The following is a 23,529-nucleotide window of genomic DNA, read 5'->3' as shown; positions in this document are numbered from 1 at the left end:
TTCGCCTGCAATGAAAAAGCTATGTTGCTCGTCTAAGTCAGCCCCCTGTTGCAAATAATTTGTTACACGTCGGGCGATCCAATGCAGCCGGCGATCCGATAAAAATAGCTACCGACCTGCGATCATGGAGCGAAAATCACATCTCATAGCATCTCTTCCAAATGATCGCTATTAGCCGTTTTCGGCCCGTCGCGACAGGCAGAAAACGGCCGATTCTGTTGAAAAAGTCGATCTGCCCAAACTGCCTGACCATTGACTGGTGAAAACGCCTTTTTTGCACGCTGCTACGTGAAATCCGAGTCCGGAAGCCTCTGCCAAAAGTAAAGATTTCAATCTCGGGCGCGTACTTTTCCGATGCGCAAACCATGGCCGACTTTTTCAACAGAATCGGCCAATACCGGCCCGTCAATGTAACCGTCCGGGCAAGTCATCTAGCGTAGCTGGCTCTAATGTTTTACGAGATTGCGCAACGATGAAGCTCAGCCCTCAATGTCGATCAGGGACTGCCGGGCATCATCACCCCAGTCAGACCCGATAAGCACTTTCTCGTGCTATCAACAATTGAAACGCTTGAGATTCCTTTCAAGCGTTGCTGGATAACTTAAACTTGCCGACTACGCCGCGAAGTTCATTAGCGAGCAATGAAAGCTCGTCAGCCGTTACGGCGTTGTCCTCTACGCCTTCCATGACGATTAAGCTGCTGTTTCGAATGCCGATGACGTTGCGATTGATATCCTCTGAGACCGAATGTTGCTGCACCGCCGCACTTGCAATCTGAGTGTTCATGCCCACAATTCCGTCTACTGCTTCATTGATCTGGTTCAGGCTGCCAGACGCTTGGCTCGCTGCCTGAATGCATTCCCTAGCTCGGGTTTGCCCAGCTTTCATCTGTTGAACAGCGGCATCAGTAGCGCCTTGCAACTGTTGGATGATCCGTCGAATTTCTTCTGTGGAGTTTTGTGTGCGCGAGGCCAGAGTCCGCACTTCGTCAGCCACGACCGCGAAACCACGGCCTTGCTCGCCAGCTCGCGCCGCCTCGATGGCCGCGTTGAGGGCCAGCAGGTTAGTCTGATCCGCGATGGTACTGATGACCTCGATGACACCACCGATTTCTTTGCTGTGTGTCGCTAACGCTTCGACTTTGCTTGCACTGAGCTCCACTTCGCTGGCCAACGCCTCAATAGCGGCACTTGTTTCAATCATAACTTTCAAGCCGTCGTTAGACGCACTGCTTGCAGATTCAGCGGCACGTGCTGCGCCCTCGGTATTCTGGGCCACGTCGGCAACGCTCGCGGTCATTTCGTTGATGGCAGTAGCAACCTGCTCGGTTTCAGCCTGTTGTGAGTTCATTGAGGCTTTGGCTTGGCCTATGGAGATCTCTAGTCGCTTTGCCGCATCTGAGACTGAATGCGAGCTACGCTCCACCTGGCTCAGTGAGCCAGAGAAGGCCGTTACCATGCGGTTAAGTCCCTCGCCTACATCACCGATTTCATCGTGGCTGTTGATTCGGACGCGCGCGCTCAGATCGCCTTGAGCAATACGTGCCGTCACAGCTAGGAGCTCATCAACCCCAATCCGCAGAGCCTTGTAGATGCCGACGAACGCATAGAGCAGCAGTATCGCAATGGCGATAAATAGCTCAGTGCCGAAAGTACGCTCATTACTCAGTGTATTCAGACGCTCATCAATTCGAATTCGCAGCGATTCCTGCATCTGATCCTGAGCTTTGTAAAACTGAGCAACCACGGCGTTTCCACGCTCGCCCAAGGTGTTGGCATTCACGTTTGAGCGCTTGCTCGGATCAAGGTAGTCCACCAGGTCTTTACGCAGATTTTCCAGGTCGGTAATGGCTGTTGTTACAGACGGCTGAACTACACCAGATAATTTCGGCTCTTCTCGGCGAAGCAGGGAAAGGCTCTGCTGCAACTCTTGACGCATTAGCAGCTCCTGTTTCAACAAAGTCTGGGCAAAAATACGAGTGGTGTCGTCCAGAGGACGGTCAGCGCTAAAACCGCTGGCCAGACCGCGAATCTGTCCGACCAGATTTATTTGCCGAGGCAGACGTATAGAGCTCAGATCGATGAGGTACAACGAACCTGCGTCTTCGTCCAAAATCATGCCGGAAGTGGCCGTAATGTAGTAAACGAAATTCATTAGGTCGGTTAACTGGTCGTTCCACGCGGAAAAGATCACCAAAGGTGCTTCGCCTGCTTTGGCGCGTTCAACCAGCTGCACACTAGCGGTACGCAACGTCTGAACTCGGTCTGTCGTTGCCAGTTGGGTGCTAAATTTTGCGTCCTGCGCAGCAAGAGTCGCATAGGCATCGTTAAGCTTTTCAGCATTGCGTGCTGCATTGGCTACTGCGTTGGTGTCACCGCTGAGCATGCCGTGTGTCAGCGCCCTCTGAATCATGGTTAGACGCAGGATAGGGGTGACGTCCAACAAGTATTGTTGACCCACCTGTTCATGCTTGATGCCCGTGATGCTCGTGTTCAGTGAAAGCATCGCCCGGGTGCCTAGCAGGAGCAGAGGAATCAGGACAATAAATCCCAAAATTGCGAATTTCATGGGGAATCGAACACGGTTGGTAACGAACAGGGCAGGCGCTAATAAATTCATCGGGTTCTCGATCACTCAAGGTCTGTGAGTGCTTTCTTAGGCGTTAAAAAGTGCCCATCTCTCATTTATGGTTATGAGGTAATGAAAGCATTCCAAGAGATCTTCCTCAAAAGCCGCTTACTCTCCTTTGTTACAGGATCGAATTGCCGCGCTTCTCTTGGTACGAAAACTATCGGCTGAACCGGGCGAAGCTGTAGGGAGGAATGCATGGATAACCAGCATAAAGGCTGAGTAGACCGGTAATGGCACCAGTTGGAGGTGCGTCCGGGCATCCCGTCTTGCGCAACTAAACCGGTCGCCACCTATGCGGTAGTAGCTCCGCAATCTCACTTGCCCGCTGCGTCGGCAGGCGCGTGAGGATGTCCTTCAAATAAGCATACGGATCATGGCCGTTGAGTCGCGCCGACTGGATCAAACTCATGATCGCCGCTGCACGTTTACCGCTGCGTAACGATCCCGCGAACAGCCAGTTCGAACGCCCAAGAGCCCACGGCCGGATTTGATTCTCGCACCAGTTATTATCGATGGGCACGGCACCGTCATCGAGATAGCGCGTCAGCGCTATCCAGCGTTTGAGACTGTAATCCAGCGCCTTGGCGATGGCCGAACCCTCAGGCACAAGCTGTCTTTGGGCGATCATCCAGGTATGAAGTGCGTCGGCGATTGGCGCTGCTTTTTCCTGCCGTATTCGCTGCCGATCACCCGGCTCCAGCTCTCGGACTTCTCGTTCAGCTTCGTACAAGGCCGCGATGTAGTTCAGCGCTTTTTCGGCGACCTGGCTCTTGTTGGTCACGTGCAAGTCGAAGAACTTCCGGCGGGCATGGGCCATGCAGCCGATCTCCGTAACGCCCAGTTCAAAGCCTGCCTTGTAGCCGGCAAAGTCATCGCAGACCAGCTTGCCGTTCCAACTGCCCAAGAAGGCTCGGGCATGTTCGCCAGCGCGGCTCGGGCTGAAGTCGTAAACGACCGCCGCCAGGTTGGAGAACTGACTGGTGGCATAGGCCCAGACGTAAGCGCGATGAGTTTTTTTCGCACCAGGCGTCAGCATTTGTACCGGCGTCTCGTCGGCGTGAACGACGTCGTGCGTCAGCACGGCTTCGCGCAGCGCATCAACCAGCGGCTGTAATTGCACGCCGCAGTTGCCCACCCACTGCGCCAAGGTCGAACGGGCGATGGGCAGCCCGGCGCGGCCGAAGATTTTCTCTTGGCGATACAGCGGCAGATGGTCGGCAAACTTGGCCAGCATGATGTGGGCCAGCAGGCCTGCGGTCGGGACGCCTTTGTCGATGACGTGCGCCGGTACCGGCGCCTGGATCAGTGTTTCGCACTGTTCGCAGGCCCACTTTCCACGGATGTGGCGTTCGACTGTGAACACGCCGGGCGTGTAGTCGAGCTTTTCGCTGGCGTCTTCGCCGATGCGCTTGAGTGCGCAGCCGCACTGGCAGTGGCTGTTGTCCGGTTCGTGATGGATCAGTGTGCGAGGAAACTGCGGTGGCAGCGGTGCGCGCTTGGGTTGCTGGCGCACTTTGGCTTCGACAGGTGCCGGTTGCAGCGCCTCAAACTCGGCTTCGATAGCGGTGATATCCGTATCGATCAAGTCGTCGAGCAGGCTGGCTTGATCCGGGCTCAACTGCTCGCTGCGCTTGGCAAACTTGAAGCGTTTGAGCAGCGCGATCTCGTGGGCCAGCTTCTCGTTGACCGATTTGTGATGAGTGATTTGCTTGTCCATCGTCTCGACGCGCTGGATCAACTGCGCCGCCAAGGCACGCAGTTCTTCAGGGTTTAATTGATCGAGATTCGGATGCGAAGTCATGCCGCCGATTTTGCCAGAGAGGGCTAGTGGCGGCGATAGACTGATGGGCCAATTGCGCTGGCAAGCAGGCCATGGCAGGCGAATTAGAGCACCGTGATGGCTGCTCCGGAACCGACGCGTTGCCAAGGCAAGCCGAGCACCAAGGCTTGAAGTTGCTCTGCATCCAACTCGACTTCAGAGCCGTGCCGCACGCCCGACCAAAAAAAACGTCCTTGATTCAAGCGCCGGGCAGCAAGCCAAATCCCCAAGCCATCATGCACCAGCACTTTCATGCGATTGGCACGACGGTTGGCAAACAGATAAGCACAGTGCGGCTTCGCCGCACCGAACACCGCCACGACCCGCGCCAGCGCAGTTTCAGTGCCTGCGCGCATGTCCATGGGCTCGGTGGCAAGCCAGATGGAGTCGATGCGGATCATCGCAGCAGGTCTCGCAGGAAAGCAGAACACGCCGCTGCATTTTCTGCCGGCCAACTCACCACGACTACGCCTTTTGAATGCGGCACTTCGATTCGGATCGTGGCAGGAAGGGCCTGATGCATCGGCACCGGCGGCGATGTCTTGACCGGGATGAAGGCGGTTTGAAGTGTCAGGTTTTTCTGTGCATGCACCCGAATCCATTTATGGACGAGGTTTGCATTGAGGTTGTGGGTCAAGGCGACATTGGCAATTGAAGTGTCAGGTTGGGCGCACTCAGCAATGACCTGGGCCTTGAAGGACTTGGAATAGGAACGGCGTTCTTGTGGCATGGGCGTCCGCTTAAAAAGGCTAAAAATGGTGTCCACCTATATTTGGGTGGACACCATCGCCTCAAGCGACGGTGTCAGGAAGGTGTGTTGCCCGGACGGTTACCCGTCAATGCCAGCAGATAGAGGTGAGTTTCCATCTGGGCGATAGATATGACTATTTAACCTTGGAGGAGCCGATTAGGGAGACCTGAGAGACCTCACTTGCCGCGGTTAAGAGACTTCGCGGCCCTGACAAATTTTGCCTTGTGGAAATAATCATCGAAGTTGCCGAGGACATCGAATAGCTTGCCGCATGTGAAGTCGAGGTCGTCTACCACTCGCGCTTCCCCCTCAGGAGTCGGCAAGAGGCAATTTCCTTGGTCAACAGCCACTAGAATCAGCCGCTCGATAAGGTTGTGGTCATAGTAGATGTCGCACCAATAGCCCGTTGCTTTGGGATGAAGCCATTGGTTAGCCCAAGGTTCGAAGAAATCTTCGCATTGAGTGCCTTCATCATCGTAGGTGATTCGAACGCGGAGCCTTGGGTCTTCTTTCAGGAAGCGTTCGGACATCCACTTACGGGTGAAAGCTACCCAGTCCTTGGCCGGATTGGTGGTCGTAATGAAGTCCAAGATTTCTTGATGCATCATGTCCCTGACCAATTTTCTGTTCGGGTAGAAAAACTCAGCGACTGATGGAAGCGCAAAGAACACTGTTGAAATCATACTCAGCAGGAAGGTCGTCGGCTCTGCATCAGAGCCATACCACCAAAAGATCGCTGAGATGACAGTAAGCCCGAAGAAAACGCTGCCTAAGAGAGTGTAAATACCTGGCCGCGACTTTACATAAAGCGCAGCTCGTTTAACTGGCTTCAACTTTATCGCTCCCGCCTAGGTCACCATTTGGGCTTTTGTATCCCGGTGCGAACATTGAGCTTTCTACCCCATAGAGAACCAAGGGATCACTGAGCCATAGACGGTATGCTTTGTCTTCAATGCTGTGGTCAGGTGAGCAGTCCACGTGGTACTGCTGTAGGACGTACCCAGCCATCGCAGCGCGCACTCGAAGCCTGAGCACACCGCCAGGCATCTCGTAGTCGAGCATCACAATCTGCGCATAATTCTTATCAGGGTGCGGCACGAGGGGGAGATCCAGCATTCGATTCCACTGATCATCGTGCTTTTGGTCTTCTTCGTTCTTGGGTTTAACCCCCCACTGAGTATGAGCAGTACCGATTCGAGCCAAAACGAAGTCTACAAATTTCCGGCGTTTCCGATCATACGCTCGGACGTGCCAGCGCAAGCCATCGCAGCTGACCGCGAACGGCACAATTTCCCGCTCAGACTCGCCCGACCCTGAGGTATAGCTGATTTTTACCACCTGGTTGAGGCTGATCGCGCGCGAGATCGGCGCCAGAACTTCCACCTTCGGCTTGCTAAGCAGCGAAACGGATTCGTTTAGGATGAGCGGCTTCTCTCCATCCAGACCGTATCCGTACCCTTGGGAAAGCGCCGTGAGCACGCGCTCAGGCGAGTGCGCGATTAGAGGCGAGAACGTCTCGCGTATCACGTAATGCTTGGTCACAGTGTCCAGCTCAGTATTCTCAGGAGCAATCTCCCGATACTGTGCAAAGTCACGGGTGGCAGCTGCCGCGCCTACCCCAAAACGATCCATGAGATCAGTTCGTGAAACGGCCCCTGTGAAGTACAGGCGGAAGTCTATGTACACCAGGCGCTCGCGTTGCGCTTGGCTGTAGTCGTTCAAATCAATCATTTGTTCTCCGTCTTGCCTTCTTGCCGTCTTACCTGCCTTGCTGAACAACCCGATATCTGGTCGGACATATCTAATAGCTCATGATAATACATGAGCATTTGACGTAATCAAAATGATTATGTTAGCCTTTGAATATGGTCGCAGTACATCTCTATCCATAGCACCTTAGGCGTTTCAAAGAGTAGGCTTGGATGGAATGTCAGAACGCCAGAAACAGAAAGGCCGGTCAAGGTACGAACTTGACCGGCCTTAGGGAAAAGACGTCTGAATCGGCTCCAGATGTCTCTCGCGCTTTGTGGAAAAAGCTTGTGGATGGTAGCCCCTATAGGCTCCCTTCGCAAGGGAGCGAGTTCTGTGTTCGAGCCACCTCAGAGGAGACATTTTATGTCCCAGCTTGAGATGTTCGAAAAACCCGAGGGGGAAGGTGAGGTCATCTACCGTATGACCATCACGACCAAATCGGGGAAGGTGATTCGACGTGCTAACGGCCAACCGTTCCGCATCGTCATTCGCCCAAAAGCGACCAATTGATTTAGTCGCTTAACAGAGCCCTGGGCACGCTTTGTGCTCTGAGGGCTAGTCGCTCCCTATATGAAAGGATTACGACATGTCTAGATGCACAGCACCAGTACGTGGACATAACTCAGCAGCCGCCGCCGCTGCCTGCCCTGCATGCCGATATCGCACCAGTTCCCGCAGTGGCTCCCGCTATGAGGGTTATGGCTCGTCCTACTCCTCGTCGGCCGGCAGTGGAGGTAGCTATGGCAACAGTGGTGGCGGTGGTGGCGGCTCCCACAGCAGTTCAAAGCCGCGCTGGTCGAGAGCGGGTTCATCCGTATCGTACACACCAGCCCAAGTGCAGTCCCTCACTCCAATTCGAGAAACCGTTGAGACGCGAGCAGCGGAGCAACCTGACCTTCGTGACGTCTTCCTGTGCCACGCGTGGGACGATCGGCATGGGCCAGCGAAAGAGCTGCACGAGTTGCTCGTGGCGGCTGGTGTCAAAGTTTGGTTCAGCGAGAGGGACCTAGGCCTCGGTATTCCAATGATGCGCGCAATCGACAAGGGCTTAGCGAATTCGCGAATCGGGCTAGTGCTGGTCACTCCCGCGTTGTTGGCGCGCCTTCCCAAAGAGAGTGTCGCCGACAAAGAGCTTTCGGCACTTCTTGCGGGTAACCAGCTCGTTCCCATTGTGCACAACACGACGTATGAAGCTCTCCGCAATGTAAGTCCCTTGCTCGCCTCCCGAAGCGGTCTGGACACTGCGGAAAATTCAATGACGGTGGTCGCGGCGAAGATCGCCGAGCTGGTAGCGCTCTAGCTCTTTTGCCCAAACAGTTTCGGCATTCAGATGCGGCTGTACGTACGCTGTAGCTGTAGCTGTAGCTGTAGCTGTAGGTGTGACCGTGTATCAGCATCTTTTAATTTCAGTGGAAGATTTTGGAGAATTGATGGACCAGCTCGTAGCTCTGCCGGTTTTTGGTGATGCATTCTTACTACGCCGTTCTGGACGCGTAATTCTTGTCGATGGCGGGAAGAGTAGCGTGCTTCTTGCAGGAGAATTGGCCAAGTACGGTGTGAGCCACCTGGATATTGTAGTTTGCACTCATGCTGACTACGACCATGCTGGTGGGCTGGTCGATCTGCTGGATCGTTCGGCGATAACAGTAGGAGAGTTTTGGTTACCAGGAGCGTGGGCGGAGTCACTGCCTACACTGTTAACAGCCCCGGTGGAGGTTGTGGATGATTTGATCCTAACCTTGGATCGTGAAATAAATGCCCGTACTTTGGACGCCGACTCGGAAGAGTTCGAGGAGCAGATGCACTCGTACGTTAGTCGCCGGAGAAATGAATACAGAAAAGCTGAACCTCCGGCCGACAGAGATGACCACAACGAGCCCTTCAAATCGACTCGTGAGCAGGGGGCGACTGGGCAGTGGAATGCTGAACTGCCACTGGACGAGGACGCTGAGGTGCGGGCAGTCAGAGCGTTCCGGAGTGGTCGCAGTCGAATAAGGTACCGGGTCGCTAAGAGGAAGGTCAGGAAAACGGTCGCTACTGTCTGGTTGGGTTTGATCGACACTGCGGAGCGAATTCGCCGGATAGCTGTGCAGGCCACGCATCACGGCGTCTCTGTGCGCTGGTTTGATTTTGGAGAGTTTGCGAAAACGAACCGAGCTGGTGGGGGGGATGCGGGGTTTCTCATTCCTCTCAATGCGGTTGAGCTTGCTAACCCGCCACCCCCGCCGATTGGGCTTTCATTTTTGGTTCGCCTCACCCCGGTTAATGAGGAATGCCTAGTATTCCTCTCCCCGAATATCGATAAATTTTGGTGGGAATGGAGCATCTTGTTTACGGGCGGCTCGCCGTTAGGGAGTGGAAAAAACTATTCTGTGAGCTGGTTGCGATGGCCTAAAGATGCGTCACGCAGCGTGATTGCGACTGCCCCCCACCATGGCTCAGAAAGCAATTTTTCAGCGTATGATCACCTTGATAAGAAGAAAGTGGCTGTGCGGGTTTGGGTGCGTTCCGGGGGTACCGACAAGCACCCAGGGAAGACTTTCCGTATGCTCCATCCTTCCTCCCGGATATGTACATACTGCCCTCATGCAAAAAAGCCGCGACAGGCCGCTGAGATCTATTTCCCAAAATCCCCGTGGTGGCCCCCGTTGCATACTAATGGCCACATTTGTACCTGCTGAATCCTTCGGGTGAACTACCTGTCAGTGGATTATAGGAAAATTCTGGTAGTTGCCGTTTTCCACTGACCGCTTTTGGCCGATTGCAGTCGGTGGTGACAGGCAGCAATCGGCCAAAAGCCGTCATCAGGTCTCTACGCAATCAGGACCGATTTAGACAAACGTGTTGGTTCTAATCGAGCACCATTTGAACCATCCCCGTTTTTTCTAAGAATTCGGAGCCCACCATTACCGGGCGGTGGTAACCGGTTTTAGCATCTTCTGCCTTGTTGGGCGAAACAATCATTATGCATTTGTGAGCTGGGTGTTCACCTCGACCAAAAAGTATGTCTGCATGAGCTTCGGCAGTACAGTCTAGGATTGTCCCGTCGGAAAGAGTCAACCAAACGTGGGCCTTGATGGGCTCAAAGATGTTGGTGCAGGTGAGTTCGTTCTCGACCGACTCTTTAGTCATTTCACAATAGACATAGTCATCCCAAAATCTATCGCCAATCGTGATCAGGCTTTCAATACCAAGATCAGCTTTCAGACGTTCCTTGAGCATTAGATGAATAGGAGCGCATTTACCCGCCAAGTGAGAGGATCTTTGCAATCCGGCTTGATATAAAGCGTCTCCACAGAGCTGGAAAATTTTCTGCTTAATGTTATCTGCCAATTCAACATCCAATGACAATGCTGAATTGTCGATATGTAGCCTTAAGCTCCGAGTGTACGTGATGGCTTCTAACAGTCTGTCTTTATAATTCAATTTAGATAGCTCAAATATTCAGAGATCGGCTCGCACACCAGAAAAATGAGCCTGTGACACCATCTTATTTGACTGCGTAGATTGCATCAACGCATAGCGTCTGCTGACGCCCGACGGGCTGCCGACCACCGCAGCGCTGGCGCCAGTAGTACTGACCCGCGTGCGCAGCCGTATGGGGCACGACCGACCTTCCTGTCCACCCTCACCACCTTCGGTATGCACCTGGACATCACCGTGGCTTCGCTGCGGATCGAATACCTGATTCCCGCAGGCCCACAGACTTGGCAGGCCATGACCCACGGGGTTGAGCAGTGGTTGGCAGAGCAGGTTAAGGAGGCCGGAACGTCCCGCTGCACCAGGAGTTGAGGAGCGGCTCCAATCGGCCAATTGCAGCACTTCGCCACATGCAGCAATCGACCCAGATGGTTATTCGATGCTGCCCTACCAAAAGCATCGAGATTGCTTGAATTGCACTGAGCACGCATGCGTGAAAGGCGACTCGTCAGAGAAGAACACCTGATGGCTCATGGTCGGCAGATAGCGGAACAGAACCTTGGTGCGTTCCTAGCCTGGGTGGTGGGAAACGCTGATCTCGACTCACAGACGCAGCGGGAAAATGGCGTGGCGCGACTTGATGGCACGCGGCCATGTGCTACAGTCGCGAGGAAAGTGATGGAGTCAGGGGACCCAGCAACGGCCGTTCTGGTATGCAGACACGCACGCAAGCGAAGCGCGCAGGCCTGAAGCTGGAAGCCGAGCCGTAGGCGCCAGGAAAACTCAGGAAACTGCACGGAGGCGAAAACATGCATGAGATTATCTGTCCGCATTGTGCAAAGGCGTTCAAAATTGATGAGGCTGGATACGCAGATATCCTGAAACAGGTTCGAGATGCCGATTTCGAGAAGCAGTTGCATGAACGACTTGAACTGGCTGAGCAAGATAAGCGGAATGCCGTTGAGCTAGCGATCGCCAAGGCCGCTACCGAAATGCAGAGGTCAGCGACAACCAAGGATGCAGAAATTCAAGAACTGCGGTCCAAGATTGATACTGAAGAGGTCGCGCGAAAACTCGCCGTCAGTGAGGCGCTAAGCGTTGTAGAGAAAGAGCGTGACACGCTTGCTTACGAGCTTGAGCAGACACGCCGCGAAAAAGAATCTGCCTCAAAGTTGGCTGAAGCGAAGCTTCTAAATGAATTGCAGAAGAGCGCAGCGACCAAAGACTCTGAAATTCAGGAGTTGAAATCTAAGCTCGAGTCTATAGAGATCGGCAAAAGGCTTGCGATTACTGAGGCCATTAGCTCTGTCGAGAAAGAGCGAGATAAGCTGCAAAGTGGTCTCGAAAAAGCAGAACTAGAAAAGCAACTTGCAGAAAAATCGCTCAAGGACAAATACGAAACGCAGATCAAAGATCGTGACGACACTATCGAGCGTCTCCGAGATATGAAAGCGCGCCTATCGACAAAGATGGTTGGTGAAACCCTCGAGCAGCACTGCGAAACAGAGTTCAATCGTATTCGAGCTACAGCCTTTCCAAGGGCATACTTCGAAAAAGACAATGATGCACGAACCGGAAGTAAAGGGGACTATATATTTCGCGATTCGGACGAGGCAGGAACAGAAATCGTTTCCATTATGTTCGAAATGAAAAATGAGAACGATCGAACTGCAACTAAAAACAAGAATGAAGATTTCTTAAAAGAGCTTGATAAAGATCGCGTTGAGAAAGGGTGCGAGTACGCTGTATTGGTATCCCTTCTGGAACCTGAGAGCGAGCTGTACAACACTGGAATCGTTGATGTTTTTCACCGCTTTCCAAAAACGTACATCGTCAGGCCTCAATTTTTCATTCCAATCATAACGCTGCTGCGAAACGCGGCTATGAACTCCCTAAAATACAAATCTGAGCTTGCGCTTATGAAGGCGCAAAACATCGACATCACAAACTTTGAATCTGAGCTTGAGGGATTTAAGTCAGCATTCGCAAAAAACTTTGACCTTGCCTCAAAGCGATTTCAAACGGCAATTAGTGAAATTGATAAGTCAATCGACCATCTCCAAAAGACGAAGGAGGCATTGCTAGGTACCGACCGAAACCTTCGTTTAGCGAACGATAAGGCACAGGATGTTACGATAAAAAAACTTACCCGCGGCAACCCAACTATGGCTGGGAAATTTTCCGATCTTGAAAGCAATGTAGCAAACCCAGGAAAATAGTATATATTCAATCAACTAGGGTCGTTGAATTAATATATTAGGTAAAAAAATGGAAAATACCTCGCACAACCCCGACCAGCACATGTTTGGATTTCGCCAGCTTGCTACAAATGGAAGAAAGAGAATAGGAATACTGCTCGGTGCAGGGGCACCCGTTAGCATCAACATAGGTAAGGCAGGCACTTGGAAGCCGTTGATACCAAATATCGCCGGCCTTGAGAAGATTGTGTTAGATGAACTTTCGGAAAGTCAACGGGGAGTTTACGATCAAATAAAATCCTCATTTCCGGACTCAAACCTAGAGAAGGTGCTGTCACGTGTCAGAATGCTTGCAGAGGTTATTGGCGATGGTAAGCTCTTTGATTTTACGGAAAATGATTTCTCCGGTTTATCAGAAGCAATATGCAATTCGATTCGGGAAGTGGTTGCGCAGGACTTACCATTGGGCGCAAACCCATACTCTGAACTTGTATCGTGGATTAACGGCATTAATAGAAAGTATGCGATTGAAATCTTTACAACAAATTATGATCTTTTAATTGAAAATGCCTTGGAGCGGGCTCGAACACCCTATTTTGATGGGTTCAGCGGTTCCAAGAGCGCTTTTTTTGATCCTTCAAGCATTTCAAAAAATGATCTTCCCCCGCGTTGGGTAAGGCTTTGGAAGCTTCATGGCTCCATTGGCTGGGAGTCAAATGCTAATGGAGAGGTTGTACGCGTACCAAACTCTAAAAACGCCAATATGGTTTATCCATCGCACATAAAGTACGATCAAACGCAAGCAGCCCCATTTTCTTCTCTTTTTGATCGTTTGAAGAACTTCATCCTTGAACCAGATACATTAATTTTAAGCACCGGATTTTCTTTTGCTGATGCCCACATTTCATCGCGGCTGCTTGAGTGCCTAATGGCGAACCCCACCGCCGCATTATTTGCCTTTCAGTTCAACTGCCTGGCAGATGAAAGGGCCGCCAAGGAGTTGGCGCTAAAATGCCCGGGAATAAGTGTTTTTTGTAGCGATGGCGCTGTGATTAATGGAGTAGAAGCAAAGTGGAAAATCGGTACCCCTCCAACCAAAAATTGGCATGAGATTCGAGCAGAATACTATAAAGACAATAAATTTTTGCTTGGAGATTTCCTACGGCTAGCTCGTTTTCTGGCAACTGCAGGTAGCGATATATCTCAAGACGCAGTTCCTCCTGTACCACAGGAAGTGCAAGAGGAGATAATATGACAATTATCCAACCAACGTTTCTGGGCCTTGTAAGCACCGTCTCAAGCTCTTCGGTGGCCGTTGAACTCGCTGCCTCAGTGGAGTCTGGAATTGTCGTTTTGGAAGGACGCAATTATCGAATCGGGCAAGTCGGAAGCTTCGTGAAAATTCCTTTGGGATATAACCACCTATACGGAGTTATTTCCGAATCTAGCGAAACCTCAACTGTCGACACCGATTCCAAAATGTCTTCGGAGAGAAAATGGATCAAAGTGGAGCTAGTGGGAGAATCCATCGGCGGAAATTTTGATCGCGGCATAAGCGAGTACCCAAGCATCGGCGATCATGTCCATTTTGTCGTCGAGAGCGACCTGAAATTAATTTTCAGAAAGAACTTGAATAGTCACTTCCAAGTTGGCCGCCTATCTAGTTCGGAAGGAATTGAAATAAGCTTGGATCTGGATAAGCTTGTCGCTCGCCATTCTGCAATTTTGGGGTCTACTGGATCTGGGAAGTCAACCAGCACGGCAAGCATCCTTCGATCGATGGTGATCAAGCCTGATGAGTCACCCTTACCATCTGCGAGGGTTTTGCTGATAGATATTCATGGTGAATATGGTCCAGCACTTAGCGATGTCGCCAAGACCTTTTCAATCATGCCCTCGGGCGAAAATCAGTTGTACATACCGTTCTGGTGTATCTCACCAGAAAAGCTTATTGATTTTCTTTGCAATAATCCAAACGATTCTCAGCGAACACTTTTCATGGACAAAACCGTTGATGAAAAGAGGTTTGGCATCATTGAGAATGATATACCAAATATAGATGCTGATAAAATAACAAGTAATACGCCGCTTCCTTATAGATTAAAGAAGATATGGTATGAGCTTTGTTATGAAGACGGTGTTAATTACAGTGATGCCGCCATGACTACGCCAGCATACTCTCCTGGCGGAGAGGGGGCTTTTGATGATTTGATCGCCCCTAAATTTCTCCCTCCAGGGGCTGGCACATCACTACCGAAGAAGGGCGGAACTGGGGCAATGAAGAGGCAGCTTGATTTGATGAAATCAAGGCTGCTTGATACGCAATACTCGTTCTTGCTAGAGCCAGGCGATTGGAATCCAGACAAAGAGGGCAAGATCAAGAAAGATCTAGATGGGCTTCTGGAGGATTGGCTTGGGCATGATAAGCCTATAACGATATTTGACTTGTCCGGTATGCCCTCGGCACGGTTGACGCTTCTTTTGGGGGCAGTTCTCGATATTATTTTTGAGTCAGCTATTTGGGGGAAAAATGTCACTGAGGGGATGCGTGAGCGACCCCTTCTTATCGTCCTTGAAGAAGCCCACCGTTATCTTGGGAAATCAGAGAGTGGGCACGCAAAAGAAATGGTACAGCGGATTGCTAAAGAAGGTCGCAAGTTTGGGGTCGGCGCAATGATTGTTAGTCAGCGTCCATCCGAGATAGATGAAACTATTTTATCTCAGTGCGGAACAATTATATCGCTGCGTATAAACAACTCGACGGATCGTGGGATAGTAAAAGCAGCTATGTCAGATGGCTTAGCCGGGATTGTTGACTCACTACCCATCCTTAGAACTGGGGAGGCTATTATTGTGGGAGAAGCAGCACAACTCCCTACCCGGTGCAGATTCAATGTTTTACCAGATGATAAATATCCTAATAGCGGAGACCCTAAAATCGGCGAAAAGTGGAACGCTGCACGCGGTGACGAAGATTACTCCAAGCTTGTTCGGGCATGGAGAAACCAAGATAATGCCCAATAGGAGAAATCATGGAACGTGTATCTGTTAGCTCTTCAAATATCGCCTCTGTTGGACATAACGAGTCATCACAAATTCTCGAAGTGGAGTTCTTGGATGGGGCGGTATACGAATATTACGATGTGCCTGAACATGTCTACCAGGAGTTGATAACCGCATCTTCCGTGGGAGGTTATTTAGCGCAGCGGGTAAAAAATGTGTATAGTTTCTCCCGTGTTGGATAGGGCTGTTACATGATGCATGGTTTTTTGGCTTGATTTTCATGAATCACGCTTTGTTCAGAGGAGGTTCGCATCGCAATGCAACCTCCTGGGTGAATCACGGCTCTAGATCTCTGATCTTTAGGATTTGGCTTAGCAAGAATGCGCACCAAATTTCTAGCCTAGTCAAAATAATCCATGCTCAGCAAACGACATCGTGGATGAACAACCTGGGTGGTCCAAGTCGTATCCATAGGGTGACGCGCCGGATATCGCACCACCACCATCATTCCGATCGATTCCGCAATGACCGGCATCGTGGGCCGAAACGACTATGGGAAATCGACTATCCTTGAGGCTCTGGCCATCTTCTTCGATAGCGCAGATATCAAGCCTGACAAGAGCGATATGAACTGTTTTAGTCTGACGGAGAGGCATGACAAATTCGAGATTGCCTGCGAGTTCGACGACCTTCCGGAAGCCCTGGTGCTTGATGAGAATGCTCAGACCTCATTGTCGCAGGAGTTCCTGCTAAACGGGGAAGGCGCCTTTGAAGTTGTCAAAACCTTCAAGGCCAGCACCGGCAAACATGACGGTACGGCCATTCGCTGTCAGCACCCCGCAGACAAAGCACTCGCAAGCCTGCTGAATCTGAAAATGATGGATCTGAAAAAGCTTGGCGAGCAATTTGGAGTCACTGAGCAAGTGGCTGATCAGCGGGTGGCTTCACAGTGGCGGCAAGCGATTCGCAATGCAGCCGGAGATGTTCCCTACCAGGAAACGCTGCTCGACGTAGGCAAATCTGCTGAAGCTCGTCGCTTGAATTCCTCGACAGCTAGCGCGCGGCTGAGATCCGTTTTCGGTCAGAAGCCTCGTCGTGCGACTGGTCGCATTGGTTCGTTCTCTGCCGGTCGTCACTACGGCGTGTGCTGGTCTAGTCGAACGCAAACGATTGGTCAGATCTGATGCAATTGACTGGTCAGTGGCAATGCAAATTGGTAGTCAAGTCCATGCAATTACGCAACTAGTAGTGGCCGTGTGGAACTCCTCCGATCTGCTGATCTGGAGGAAGGCCGAGGAGGGCGGTCTCGTCTATCGCCCGGGTCCTGGCAACCGCCGCTACAAGATTACGGCCCAAGACAGACGAGGACATCGTCAACTAACGAATGAGATCACTCGTCTATTTTTATTCTGCTGCTCTGCCTCAAGGCCTGGATCACAGTCGTTTGTATAACTCTTTCCATCTGCAACTACGTAGATGTAGTGACGACGGCGAAACTCGGAACTCTCAACGTAGTTAATTTCCAGCAATGGCTCCATTAACCACCTGCTCTGACCGTTCATGGTGGCCGGTGACACCAGCAAAATTTCTTCTACCAGTCCCGAGCTCAAACTCAGGTGGAGGCTTTCCAGGGTGGGAACATCAGAAATCATCAGCATTTCCTTAGAAATCGAATCACCCTGGCTCCGCACCACCGTCACATAAAACCAAGGGAGGTGGAGAATCTGTTCCACGTAGGGCCATAACTGAAGGCCGGGCTCCAGTCTTGTGTTGAGCGGGATTGCGGTGTGTCGATAGGTTCTGAACATAAAAATCCTCCAAATGAACACTATAGATTGTAGCCCTATAGTGTTCGAAAAGGCTTCATCGTTCCATTTGCGAGCGATGAAAAAATGGAACTGAAGAAAGCTTTTGGTATTGCACTGAGAAGCCTTCGCGTCAGCAAGGGACTTACTCAAGAGGACTTCTCAATTGTCAGCAGCCGCACCTTCCTTAGCTCTCTAGAGAGAGGGCTGAAGGGGGTCACACTCGAGAAAATTGATGAGCTAGCCTCAACAATAGGAGTACATCCGGTGACACTCGTAATAGCCTGCTACCTTCAAAAAGACTCTGCCTCAGAGCTGAATGAGCTATTTAGCCAAGTCCGCGCGGAGCTGGAGTGAAATCGGAATATTTGACAGCCTTCGAAGCCAAAACATTTAGCCTGGAGGAACGATTAGACCAAGTGCATTCCGAGCCTCCTTGACGCTTCAGCCCTCGATGTTTTCGATCAGCGGCAACAGTATGTCTAAAGGAAGGGCAGGGTAGCTAACCCTGACGGAACCCATTTAAGGCGGGGAAGTTTCAACCACACCAAACGCGTTTCAGCTGAGTATGGGGGTGATTGAATCGTGTTCCCCTGACATTAGACAGCCAGTTTTTCTGGTTTACCGTGGCTGGGAGTGGAAAACAATTCAGCATTGGGTAACGCTTGCAATTGTCTGAGTTGCTCCCGGGTTTCTTCCCATACAGGGAAAAATTTGCGCCATGCAGTCATACCGCCCATCTCACCAACAGCTAGAAGCATTGCTTTGTGGGATGCTACAAGTAGATCCCGCTCGCCTTTCAGCACATCATTTTCTTGCGTTAGACGTGCCACCTTTGCTTGTAGGTGGGTACGGGATTGTTTGTCTGTCTTTTCCATTAAGTTACGCAATTCGCGCTGACGCGTTTTGTACCGGTCCAGTAACGCTTTACGTTCGGGTTGACGAGTCACATCGCTAGCGTGCTTGAAGGGGCAGTCCGTTTCCCGAATTACAGAGCGCGCACTGATGTCAATGTTGTCGTTGAGCATTCTTTGGAGGATTGCGTCCAGCCTCTGGTCTTTCATGTGGGACTCCAAATCTTGGGTTCATCCAAGATGGTTGACCCTCGTTTGCTCTCAACGGGGTTGTATAGATCTTCACCATCTGGAAATGGCCGCTCGCCGGGAGCAGTAACAAGTATTTTTTCTAGGCTTTCAAGACGCGACTGTGCATGTTTTAGCTGGTTCTGCCAGCCAACATTTCGTGCTTGAGGCGGACTTGTCTCAATAACGGTAACGACATCGATCATTCTCTGCTTCAGCTGTTGCAGATTCTGATTTTCCTCGGATATTGGCGAGCGAGTCAGATGCCGACAGTCGTAGCATTCTAGATGTTTAGGGCAGGGGGCAACCGTAAAACTGTTCACGCAGAACCCAAAAGGTGTTGCGTGTAAGCCGTCTGCCTCCGCAGATAAATAGCGAAAAGCTTCGTCGTCGCCAAGATCTTTCTGAATCTTCTGGAACTCGTCGATAATCGGCCCCCTAATTTTCTTGGCCATGATCATTTTCAGGGTTTCTTGAGCTCTAGGAGCCATATCCTCTGCGCCGGATGGCAGATCAATATTGGCTAGGTCCTCCGCTAAGCTACGATGGTCATACACATAGCTCTGGGCAACACTGTGCCTATTGAAGCGTTTGGTGATGATTGTGTCAGCCACGCCAAGTCGAAAAAGTTCAGCATTTTGAAGATGGCGGAGTGAATGTGTATTCAGACTTAGCGCGCGATCCGCTTCCGTCTGACCATAGCGAGAAAATATATTATTAGCGCCTCCGCCAAGATGAAACTGAAGATCTTGGTTAGATGCACGACCAACCGCAAAATATCGATTGATATCAAGTAGTCCACCATTTCGCAATTCGATATGTGCTCGGATGGGCATAAGGAACATTAGTTCTGTGGGATACAGGCGCCCACCGTCGCGGAGTAAAAAAGCTTTAATATCAGGCAGTTTTGAGGCCATGGAATTCTGGATCAGAACTTCCACCTCGCTTACTCTAAAATGAGCTTTACTCCAGTCAACCGTACCGACAAAAAGAGAGCCATCGGCGCGCCGAGGAGCGATAGGCCATTTGTTGAAGTACTTCAAACAATTATTGGACAATCCATGAGTGTCAACGCGGTCAATTTGCCATTTGCGGATTTCATCTAAATATTTGGAGTCAAACGTTTTGCGGTATTTTTCGACTAAATCCTCAGGCATTGGCAGAGAAGTGAATTCAAGAGATCCCGTCACTCGACTGTAGATGTCCCACGCCGGCGCTAAAGCATCCGATGCTAGCTCTGGCATTAGCCGTCCCGAGGTGATCTGAAGCCGTAGACGTTCGCGTAGAGGCGTTGTAAGTCTTTCTACTTCTCCAAGGGCTTCAGAAATCAGATCTTCGAAGATAGAAGGAGTGTGTTGAGTATTTTCGACAAGTACGATGCCCTCTGCGCCCACATCCTCATCCTGTTTTTCGGCAAAATTCCGAACTGACAGAGAACGAGAAATCCCCCCCTTCGCTCCCGCCGGGGAGCCATCAGTTGCCAAATACTCATGCCAGCGTGCCCAATCTAGTGGAAGTAATGTGTTCTCACCAACGCGAAAACCGCAGGCTATGGCGACTTTGATTTGGTTGAAACGAATAGCGTCGACAAAAGTCTTGGGTTGTTCGGTAAAGACAATACGAACAAGCTCCCAGAAAGCTTTGTCACTTGGTAGTTTCGCTGCTCCTTTTCGATCGGAAAGCTGCGCCCTCAGGTTGTTCGTTTGACGGTACGTATTATTGCCACGCTTGAGTTCTGCCACTTTATCCTCTGAGAAGGACTGATTTGGATAGGCGAAGCAGTGTTTGGAGAGTGGCGAGCGATCAGCGATATGCAGACCATCGATCAAGGTTCGAACGACCATGGAAATATTAGCGGCTATTTTTCCCGAGGAGCCGATATCTAGGGCGACGTTATATGCGCGCTGTATCGTAGCCGGGGTTAAGTCCCATGGTGCTTCTGAATCAGCGCATGTGGCGATGATCCGAAGAGGGCGCCCGACATTCAGCAGCGCATGTCCTGGCTTGTTACGCTTTACAAGCAGCTCATTCAACAAGGTAGCTTGATATAAGTCACGCCAGTGTTCTGGTAGGGGCTGAGCAGCAAGGCCCGGCAGATTCTGTTGTTCGCGCAGGACATTGAGAATGTCCAGGGCATTGACGTCGTAACCAAGCGATGAGTGCCAGAAGTAAGGTGGTGTTACAAGGCCGCAAAGCGTAGCTAGGTCCCAGCGTGCTGCCTTTGATACCTTTCCCACATCATCGACTGGCAGGTACCAAAGCAGCCCCCGCAATTCTGCCAATGATTTACCGTTCTCGATGAATCTAAGATAAAAATCATTCATGCTGGCTTAGCCTCATCATCAATCTGCATTAGGCGAACTTCCTCCGCTACTTTTAATGCTGCTTGAAACATTCGACGTAACTGAGTGTAAGCAGGGCTCTCGTCGTTATAGCGGGAGGCAGTAGCAAAGGCAGTAACAACTGGTCGCAAGCTCTCAACTACGGATTCATGGATTTTGGGATCAGATAACGGCAAAAATTTTCGGCAAGTGTAGCAACTTAAAATTGGGTTCTTAGTACACAGAGATTGTCCTGCGGAACAGCCACCAATACCGGCAATAGGTATGCCGTGTGGAACTCCTCCAATCTGCTGATCTGGAGGAAGGCCGAGGAGGGCGGTCTTGTCTATCGTCCTAGTCCTCGCAACCTCCGCTACATTGGAGTAGATGTTAGAAAGGGCAAGCGCCTGGTTGACCCGCTGCGCCTGAGTAGGGGACGCATCAAAATAGACGTTGGCGGTCAATGTTGTTGCATGCCCCATAAATTCGGACAAGGAAATGTGGGATACACCGGAGTCGACAAGTCGTTGAGCGGCGCTGTGTCGCAGATCTGTCGCACTCCAACGTTGCCCAGTTATCTTCTCTGTCAGGCCCGCAATAGCTAAGGAGACATCTATAGGAGGCATACGAAAAAATAAATGATTGGGGTAGTCGTTGTTTACAAATAGGTATGAGCTTGCATCAATGTAAGAGTTAAAAATTTTCACCCAGTCGGTTTTTATTCTGCGAGTGATAAGACGTTTTTTTTCTGTACCCCGTTGCTTTCCAAGAGGTACAGAAATGTGGAGTGTTTTGAGATTATACGATCGTACGTCAGCAGTTTGAATGCGGGCAATTTGCCCCGGCCGAAGACCGAACTGATGACTTAAAATTAGTAAACATGCATCTCTAAGGACTAGCGCAGCCTCTAAATTCAAGCTTGAATCCCTCCGAGCTGCTATTTCATCCAAATACTCAATTATCAAAGATTGGTGATCAAGCGGAAGAAAACACTCCTGCATGCGAACGGTTTTATATGAGTCCATCTTAGGAGAAGGAAGCAGGCTTACATAATCACGCAAATCTAGCGTCCAACCGCCTAAATTTAATCTGCACATCGAATGAACGGCCGTTCTTGTCGCAAGAGCATTCAAGTATTTCCATTCAGGCACACTGGAAATCCAATAATCACGAAATTTTTGTGGTGGCTCGTGGATAGCTACTATTGCATGGTCAGGGGTGCGAAGAATGTTTTCTAGAAACATAATTGCTGATTTGACATCCAGACGCCCCAACATATCGATTGCAATATGCTTGAATGCTAGCCTTACACTCTGAGGAATCTTTGTAAATTTCACAGTGAGTTTTTTACCATCGAATTCTGTCTTCCACTCATCCTGGCTCAGATTACTGATGGTGTTATATTTATCCTCAAAGTCATCGTAATAGCGGACAACGCTTGGTAGTACAGGGAGCGAATCATCCAACAACAGCTGATACTGCTGAGGGTAGCCCTCGCTGCGGCTATCCATTAGCGACCTCCCTCAATTTCACGGAGTGCACTAACAAATGTATCGTAGCTATCTGTCCAAACATCCGCAGACTCCGATTCAAAATAGGCTCGTGCGTAGTGTCTTGGCATGGCTGATGTCGCAGACCAGCCAAAAAATACGCGCAATTTATTTGTTGCCGTGTCGAGATCAATCCCCGACTCCATAAACTTAGTTAGCCGATAAACAGCACATGTATGACGAAGATCATGCACTGTAATGCATTGACTTGCTCGATTCACCAGAGCCTTTTTCGCTGTCGCGGACAGATGCTCTGAGGCAACCTCAAAAATACGTTGGATGGACCGCAAAGAAATGGGTTTTCCCTTTTGAGATCCAAATAAGTAGCTGTGAGTCCGTGTACGTCTATAACCCATGCTCAAGTTGTCATTGGCAATCAAAACGTCCTGAGAAATAGGTAACTGTCGCCTGGATTGGGAGTTTTTAAGGCTAGGAGCATCAAAGCGAGAGTCCTCTTGCTCATAAGGGCTCTCGTCGACATTAAGCCAGTAGCGCTCCTTACCTGTAGCAGCGTCGAAGTCCGACTTAATAGCATCCAACGGCAAAATTGCTATTTCAGACCTTCGTAGGCCCATTGTTGCTGCTAGCAAGAAAATCATGTAATTACGCCACCGTAACTGTTCTGTGCGAAATGGGTTTTCATTTGATAGAGGATTAAATACCCGATAAAGATCATCGATCACAATAGACGGCAGCGCCCTTATTGGAGCGGGAGGTCGTGGTTTGCACGGTGCTAACTGTGCGTAGAGTCGCTCAAGCCTGAGAACTCTTACCGCTAAAGTATTACGTATCTCATCGGTCCACGCTCCGACATGCCGGATTACGTCCAGCATGAAGTTAAATGCGGACGCCCACGTTGAGGAGTTGTCCACGCCGTCAAAGGTGGCTTGATTCCTAAGGGACGAGAGAAACCCCGTAAGACCCGACTCGATTTCGTCAAATTGACAATCAGTCAGTAGGGCATCAAGCAGATCAGATCCGTACTGACGCTCGAAATGCAGGTACAAGCGATCTATCGCGTAAAGATGGCGGCAACGCGTGCTGTCCTCAAGTCCTGCGCGAAGAACGTCAGCCCACACGGTGGGCCAATATCTCGGCATTCCTAAGGCATCTGTTAGGACCCAGCCCCCAAGCGCTTTGGGTGTATGAGGTGATCGTAGTCTGAGACAAGGCATCGACTGATCGTAGTCAGTGATC

20 protein-coding genes and 2 pseudogenes are annotated in these 23,529 nt (G+C 50.7%); 9 read left to right on the top strand and 13 right to left on the bottom strand.

The features are described 5' to 3' along the window. Positions 1-582: 582 nt before the first annotated feature. The 7 genes and pseudogenes from M1E04_RS12765 to M1E04_RS12735 all read right to left on the bottom strand — a co-directional run bounded on the left by M1E04_RS12765 (position 583) and on the right by M1E04_RS12735 (position 6,932). On the bottom strand, positions 583-1,299 hold the full coding sequence (locus M1E04_RS12765) for a methyl-accepting chemotaxis protein (RefSeq protein ID WP_456293190.1): 717 nt from the start codon (positions 1,297-1,299) through the stop codon (positions 583-585). Positions 1,300-1,503: 204 nt separating this feature from the next. Then, positions 1,504-1,713 (bottom strand): annotated as a pseudogene (locus M1E04_RS12760) (methyl-accepting chemotaxis protein); the annotation flags it as partial. A gap of 1,192 nt (positions 1,714-2,905) precedes the next feature. Continuing rightward, positions 2,906-4,432 carry an IS66-like element ISPsy43 family transposase gene (locus tag M1E04_RS12755; RefSeq protein ID WP_456291418.1) on the bottom strand — a complete coding sequence of 509 codons (1,527 nt, stop codon included), beginning with the start codon at positions 4,430-4,432 and terminating at the stop codon, positions 2,906-2,908. A gap of 83 nt (positions 4,433-4,515) precedes the next feature. After that, the gene (tnpB, locus tag M1E04_RS12750) at positions 4,516-4,851 is read right to left on the bottom strand and encodes an IS66 family insertion sequence element accessory protein TnpB (protein ID WP_456291417.1); all 336 of its coding nucleotides are present in this window, start codon (positions 4,849-4,851) and stop codon (positions 4,516-4,518) included. Then, positions 4,848-5,180 (bottom strand): IS66-like element accessory protein TnpA, encoded by a 333-nt coding sequence (gene tnpA / locus M1E04_RS12745; RefSeq protein WP_003317539.1) that lies wholly within the window; start codon positions 5,178-5,180, stop codon positions 4,848-4,850. Before tnpA ends, tnpB begins: the two co-directional genes overlap by 4 nt. A 197-nt stretch (positions 5,181-5,377) precedes the next feature. Beyond that, a complete protein-coding gene (locus M1E04_RS12740; protein ID WP_456291416.1) occupies positions 5,378-6,034 on the bottom strand; it encodes a hypothetical protein in 657 nt (218 codons plus the stop codon). After that, entirely contained in the window at positions 6,021-6,932 is a 912-nt protein-coding gene (locus tag M1E04_RS12735; RefSeq protein WP_456291415.1) for a helix-turn-helix transcriptional regulator, read from the bottom strand. The genes M1E04_RS12740 and M1E04_RS12735 overlap by 14 nt, the downstream gene beginning before the upstream one ends. Positions 6,933-7,316: 384 nt before the next feature. Here M1E04_RS12735 and M1E04_RS12730 point away from each other — a divergent pair, with 384 nt between their 5' ends. From M1E04_RS12730 to M1E04_RS12720, 3 genes are all read left to right on the top strand, one after another. Beyond that, complete coding sequence (locus M1E04_RS12730) at positions 7,317-7,463, top strand: hypothetical protein (RefSeq protein ID WP_456291414.1); 147 nt, start codon at positions 7,317-7,319, stop codon at positions 7,461-7,463. A gap of 76 nt (positions 7,464-7,539) precedes the next feature. Beyond that, positions 7,540-8,253, top strand: coding sequence for a toll/interleukin-1 receptor domain-containing protein (locus M1E04_RS12725; protein ID WP_456291413.1), 714 nt, complete (start codon positions 7,540-7,542; stop codon positions 8,251-8,253). Positions 8,254-8,338: 85 nt separating this feature from the next. After that, the gene (locus M1E04_RS12720; protein ID WP_456293133.1) at positions 8,339-9,634 is read left to right on the top strand and encodes an MBL fold metallo-hydrolase; all 1,296 of its coding nucleotides are present in this window, start codon (positions 8,339-8,341) and stop codon (positions 9,632-9,634) included. 169 nt (positions 9,635-9,803) lie between these two features. On the opposite strand, the gene M1E04_RS12715 is transcribed toward M1E04_RS12720, so the two are convergent. After that, the gene (locus tag M1E04_RS12715; protein ID WP_456293132.1) at positions 9,804-10,286 is read right to left on the bottom strand and encodes a hypothetical protein; all 483 of its coding nucleotides are present in this window, start codon (positions 10,284-10,286) and stop codon (positions 9,804-9,806) included. Positions 10,287-11,182: 896 nt separating this feature from the next. Between M1E04_RS12715 and M1E04_RS12710 the strand changes: the two genes are divergently transcribed. The 5 genes and pseudogenes from M1E04_RS12710 to M1E04_RS12690 all read left to right on the top strand — a co-directional run. Continuing rightward, positions 11,183-12,592 (top strand): DUF2130 domain-containing protein, encoded by a 1,410-nt coding sequence (locus M1E04_RS12710; RefSeq protein ID WP_456293131.1) that lies wholly within the window; start codon positions 11,183-11,185, stop codon positions 12,590-12,592. A gap of 49 nt (positions 12,593-12,641) precedes the next feature. After that, the gene (locus M1E04_RS12705; protein WP_456293130.1) at positions 12,642-13,826 is read left to right on the top strand and encodes an SIR2 family protein; all 1,185 of its coding nucleotides are present in this window, start codon (positions 12,642-12,644) and stop codon (positions 13,824-13,826) included. Continuing rightward, positions 13,823-15,595 (top strand): ATP-binding protein, encoded by a 1,773-nt coding sequence (locus M1E04_RS12700; RefSeq protein ID WP_456293129.1) that lies wholly within the window; start codon positions 13,823-13,825, stop codon positions 15,593-15,595. Before M1E04_RS12705 ends, M1E04_RS12700 begins: the two co-directional genes overlap by 4 nt. 8 nt (positions 15,596-15,603) lie before the next feature. Further along, positions 15,604-15,816 carry a KTSC domain-containing protein gene (locus M1E04_RS12695; protein ID WP_456293128.1) on the top strand — a complete coding sequence of 71 codons (213 nt, stop codon included), beginning with the start codon at positions 15,604-15,606 and terminating at the stop codon, positions 15,814-15,816. A gap of 243 nt (positions 15,817-16,059) precedes the next feature. Next, positions 16,060-16,614 (top strand): annotated as a pseudogene (locus M1E04_RS12690) (AAA family ATPase); the annotation flags it as partial. A 333-nt stretch (positions 16,615-16,947) separates the two neighbouring features. On the opposite strand, the gene M1E04_RS12685 reads toward M1E04_RS12690, so the two are convergent. Next, entirely contained in the window at positions 16,948-17,382 is a 435-nt protein-coding gene (locus M1E04_RS12685; protein ID WP_456293127.1) for a hypothetical protein, read from the bottom strand. An 84-nt stretch (positions 17,383-17,466) separates the two neighbouring features. On the opposite strand from M1E04_RS12685, the gene M1E04_RS12680 reads away from it, so the two are divergent. After that, on the top strand, positions 17,467-17,736 hold the full coding sequence (locus M1E04_RS12680) for a helix-turn-helix domain-containing protein (RefSeq protein ID WP_456293126.1): 270 nt from the start codon (positions 17,467-17,469) through the stop codon (positions 17,734-17,736). Positions 17,737-17,978: 242 nt separating this feature from the next. On the opposite strand, the gene M1E04_RS12675 is transcribed toward M1E04_RS12680, so the two are convergent. Genes M1E04_RS12675 through M1E04_RS12660 form a run of 4 tightly spaced genes read right to left on the bottom strand, consistent with a single transcriptional unit; the run spans position 17,979 to position 22,931 of the window. After that, positions 17,979-18,443, bottom strand: a complete 465-nt coding sequence (locus M1E04_RS12675; protein ID WP_456293125.1) for a hypothetical protein — start codon at positions 18,441-18,443, stop codon at positions 17,979-17,981. Next, complete coding sequence (locus M1E04_RS12670) at positions 18,440-20,785, bottom strand: hypothetical protein (RefSeq protein WP_456293124.1); 2,346 nt, start codon at positions 20,783-20,785, stop codon at positions 18,440-18,442. The genes M1E04_RS12675 and M1E04_RS12670 overlap by 4 nt, the downstream gene beginning before the upstream one ends. Continuing rightward, the gene (locus M1E04_RS12665; RefSeq protein ID WP_456293123.1) at positions 20,782-22,293 is read right to left on the bottom strand and encodes a tyrosine-type recombinase/integrase; all 1,512 of its coding nucleotides are present in this window, start codon (positions 22,291-22,293) and stop codon (positions 20,782-20,784) included. Before M1E04_RS12665 ends, M1E04_RS12670 begins: the two co-directional genes overlap by 4 nt. Beyond that, the gene (locus tag M1E04_RS12660; RefSeq protein WP_456293122.1) at positions 22,293-22,931 is read right to left on the bottom strand and encodes a tyrosine-type recombinase/integrase; all 639 of its coding nucleotides are present in this window, start codon (positions 22,929-22,931) and stop codon (positions 22,293-22,295) included. The genes M1E04_RS12665 and M1E04_RS12660 overlap by 1 nt, the downstream gene beginning before the upstream one ends. Positions 22,932-23,529: the final 598 nt, after the last annotated feature.

Source organism: Pseudomonas sp. AK106 (assembly GCF_053903055.1).
The sequence above is the reverse complement of the archived record's forward strand: the minus strand, read 5'-3'. Positions and strand labels throughout refer to the sequence as shown.

Excerpts from the sequence above, each read along its gene's own strand:
- M1E04_RS12710 (WP_456293131.1), top strand. The coding sequence starts at position 11,183 with ATGCATGAGATTATCTGTCCGCATTGTGCAAAGGCGTTCAAAATTGAT.
- tnpA (WP_003317539.1), bottom strand. The coding sequence starts at position 5,180 with ATGCCACAAGAACGCCGTTCCTATTCCAAGTCCTTCAAGGCCCAGGTC.
- M1E04_RS12755 (WP_456291418.1), bottom strand. The coding sequence starts at position 4,432 with ATGACTTCGCATCCGAATCTCGATCAATTAAACCCTGAAGAACTGCGT.
- M1E04_RS12705 (WP_456293130.1), top strand. The coding sequence starts at position 12,642 with ATGGAAAATACCTCGCACAACCCCGACCAGCACATGTTTGGATTTCGC.
- M1E04_RS12675 (WP_456293125.1), bottom strand. The coding sequence starts at position 18,443 with ATGAAAGACCAGAGGCTGGACGCAATCCTCCAAAGAATGCTCAACGAC.
- tnpB (WP_456291417.1), bottom strand. The coding sequence starts at position 4,851 with ATGATCCGCATCGACTCCATCTGGCTTGCCACCGAGCCCATGGACATG.
- M1E04_RS12680 (WP_456293126.1), top strand. The coding sequence starts at position 17,467 with ATGGAACTGAAGAAAGCTTTTGGTATTGCACTGAGAAGCCTTCGCGTC.
- M1E04_RS12700 (WP_456293129.1), top strand. The coding sequence starts at position 13,823 with ATGACAATTATCCAACCAACGTTTCTGGGCCTTGTAAGCACCGTCTCA.
- M1E04_RS12660 (WP_456293122.1), bottom strand. The coding sequence starts at position 22,931 with ATGATTTTCTTGCTAGCAGCAACAATGGGCCTACGAAGGTCTGAAATA.
- M1E04_RS12730 (WP_456291414.1), top strand. The coding sequence starts at position 7,317 with ATGTCCCAGCTTGAGATGTTCGAAAAACCCGAGGGGGAAGGTGAGGTC.
- M1E04_RS12765 (WP_456293190.1), bottom strand. The coding sequence starts at position 1,299 with ATGACCGCGAGCGTTGCCGACGTGGCCCAGAATACCGAGGGCGCAGCA.
- M1E04_RS12665 (WP_456293123.1), bottom strand. The coding sequence starts at position 22,293 with ATGGATAGCCGCAGCGAGGGCTACCCTCAGCAGTATCAGCTGTTGTTG.
- M1E04_RS12695 (WP_456293128.1), top strand. The coding sequence starts at position 15,604 with ATGGAACGTGTATCTGTTAGCTCTTCAAATATCGCCTCTGTTGGACAT.
- M1E04_RS12670 (WP_456293124.1), bottom strand. The coding sequence starts at position 20,785 with ATGAATGATTTTTATCTTAGATTCATCGAGAACGGTAAATCATTGGCA.
- M1E04_RS12725 (WP_456291413.1), top strand. The coding sequence starts at position 7,540 with ATGTCTAGATGCACAGCACCAGTACGTGGACATAACTCAGCAGCCGCC.
- M1E04_RS12735 (WP_456291415.1), bottom strand. The coding sequence starts at position 6,932 with ATGATTGATTTGAACGACTACAGCCAAGCGCAACGCGAGCGCCTGGTG.
- M1E04_RS12685 (WP_456293127.1), bottom strand. The coding sequence starts at position 17,382 with ATGTTCAGAACCTATCGACACACCGCAATCCCGCTCAACACAAGACTG.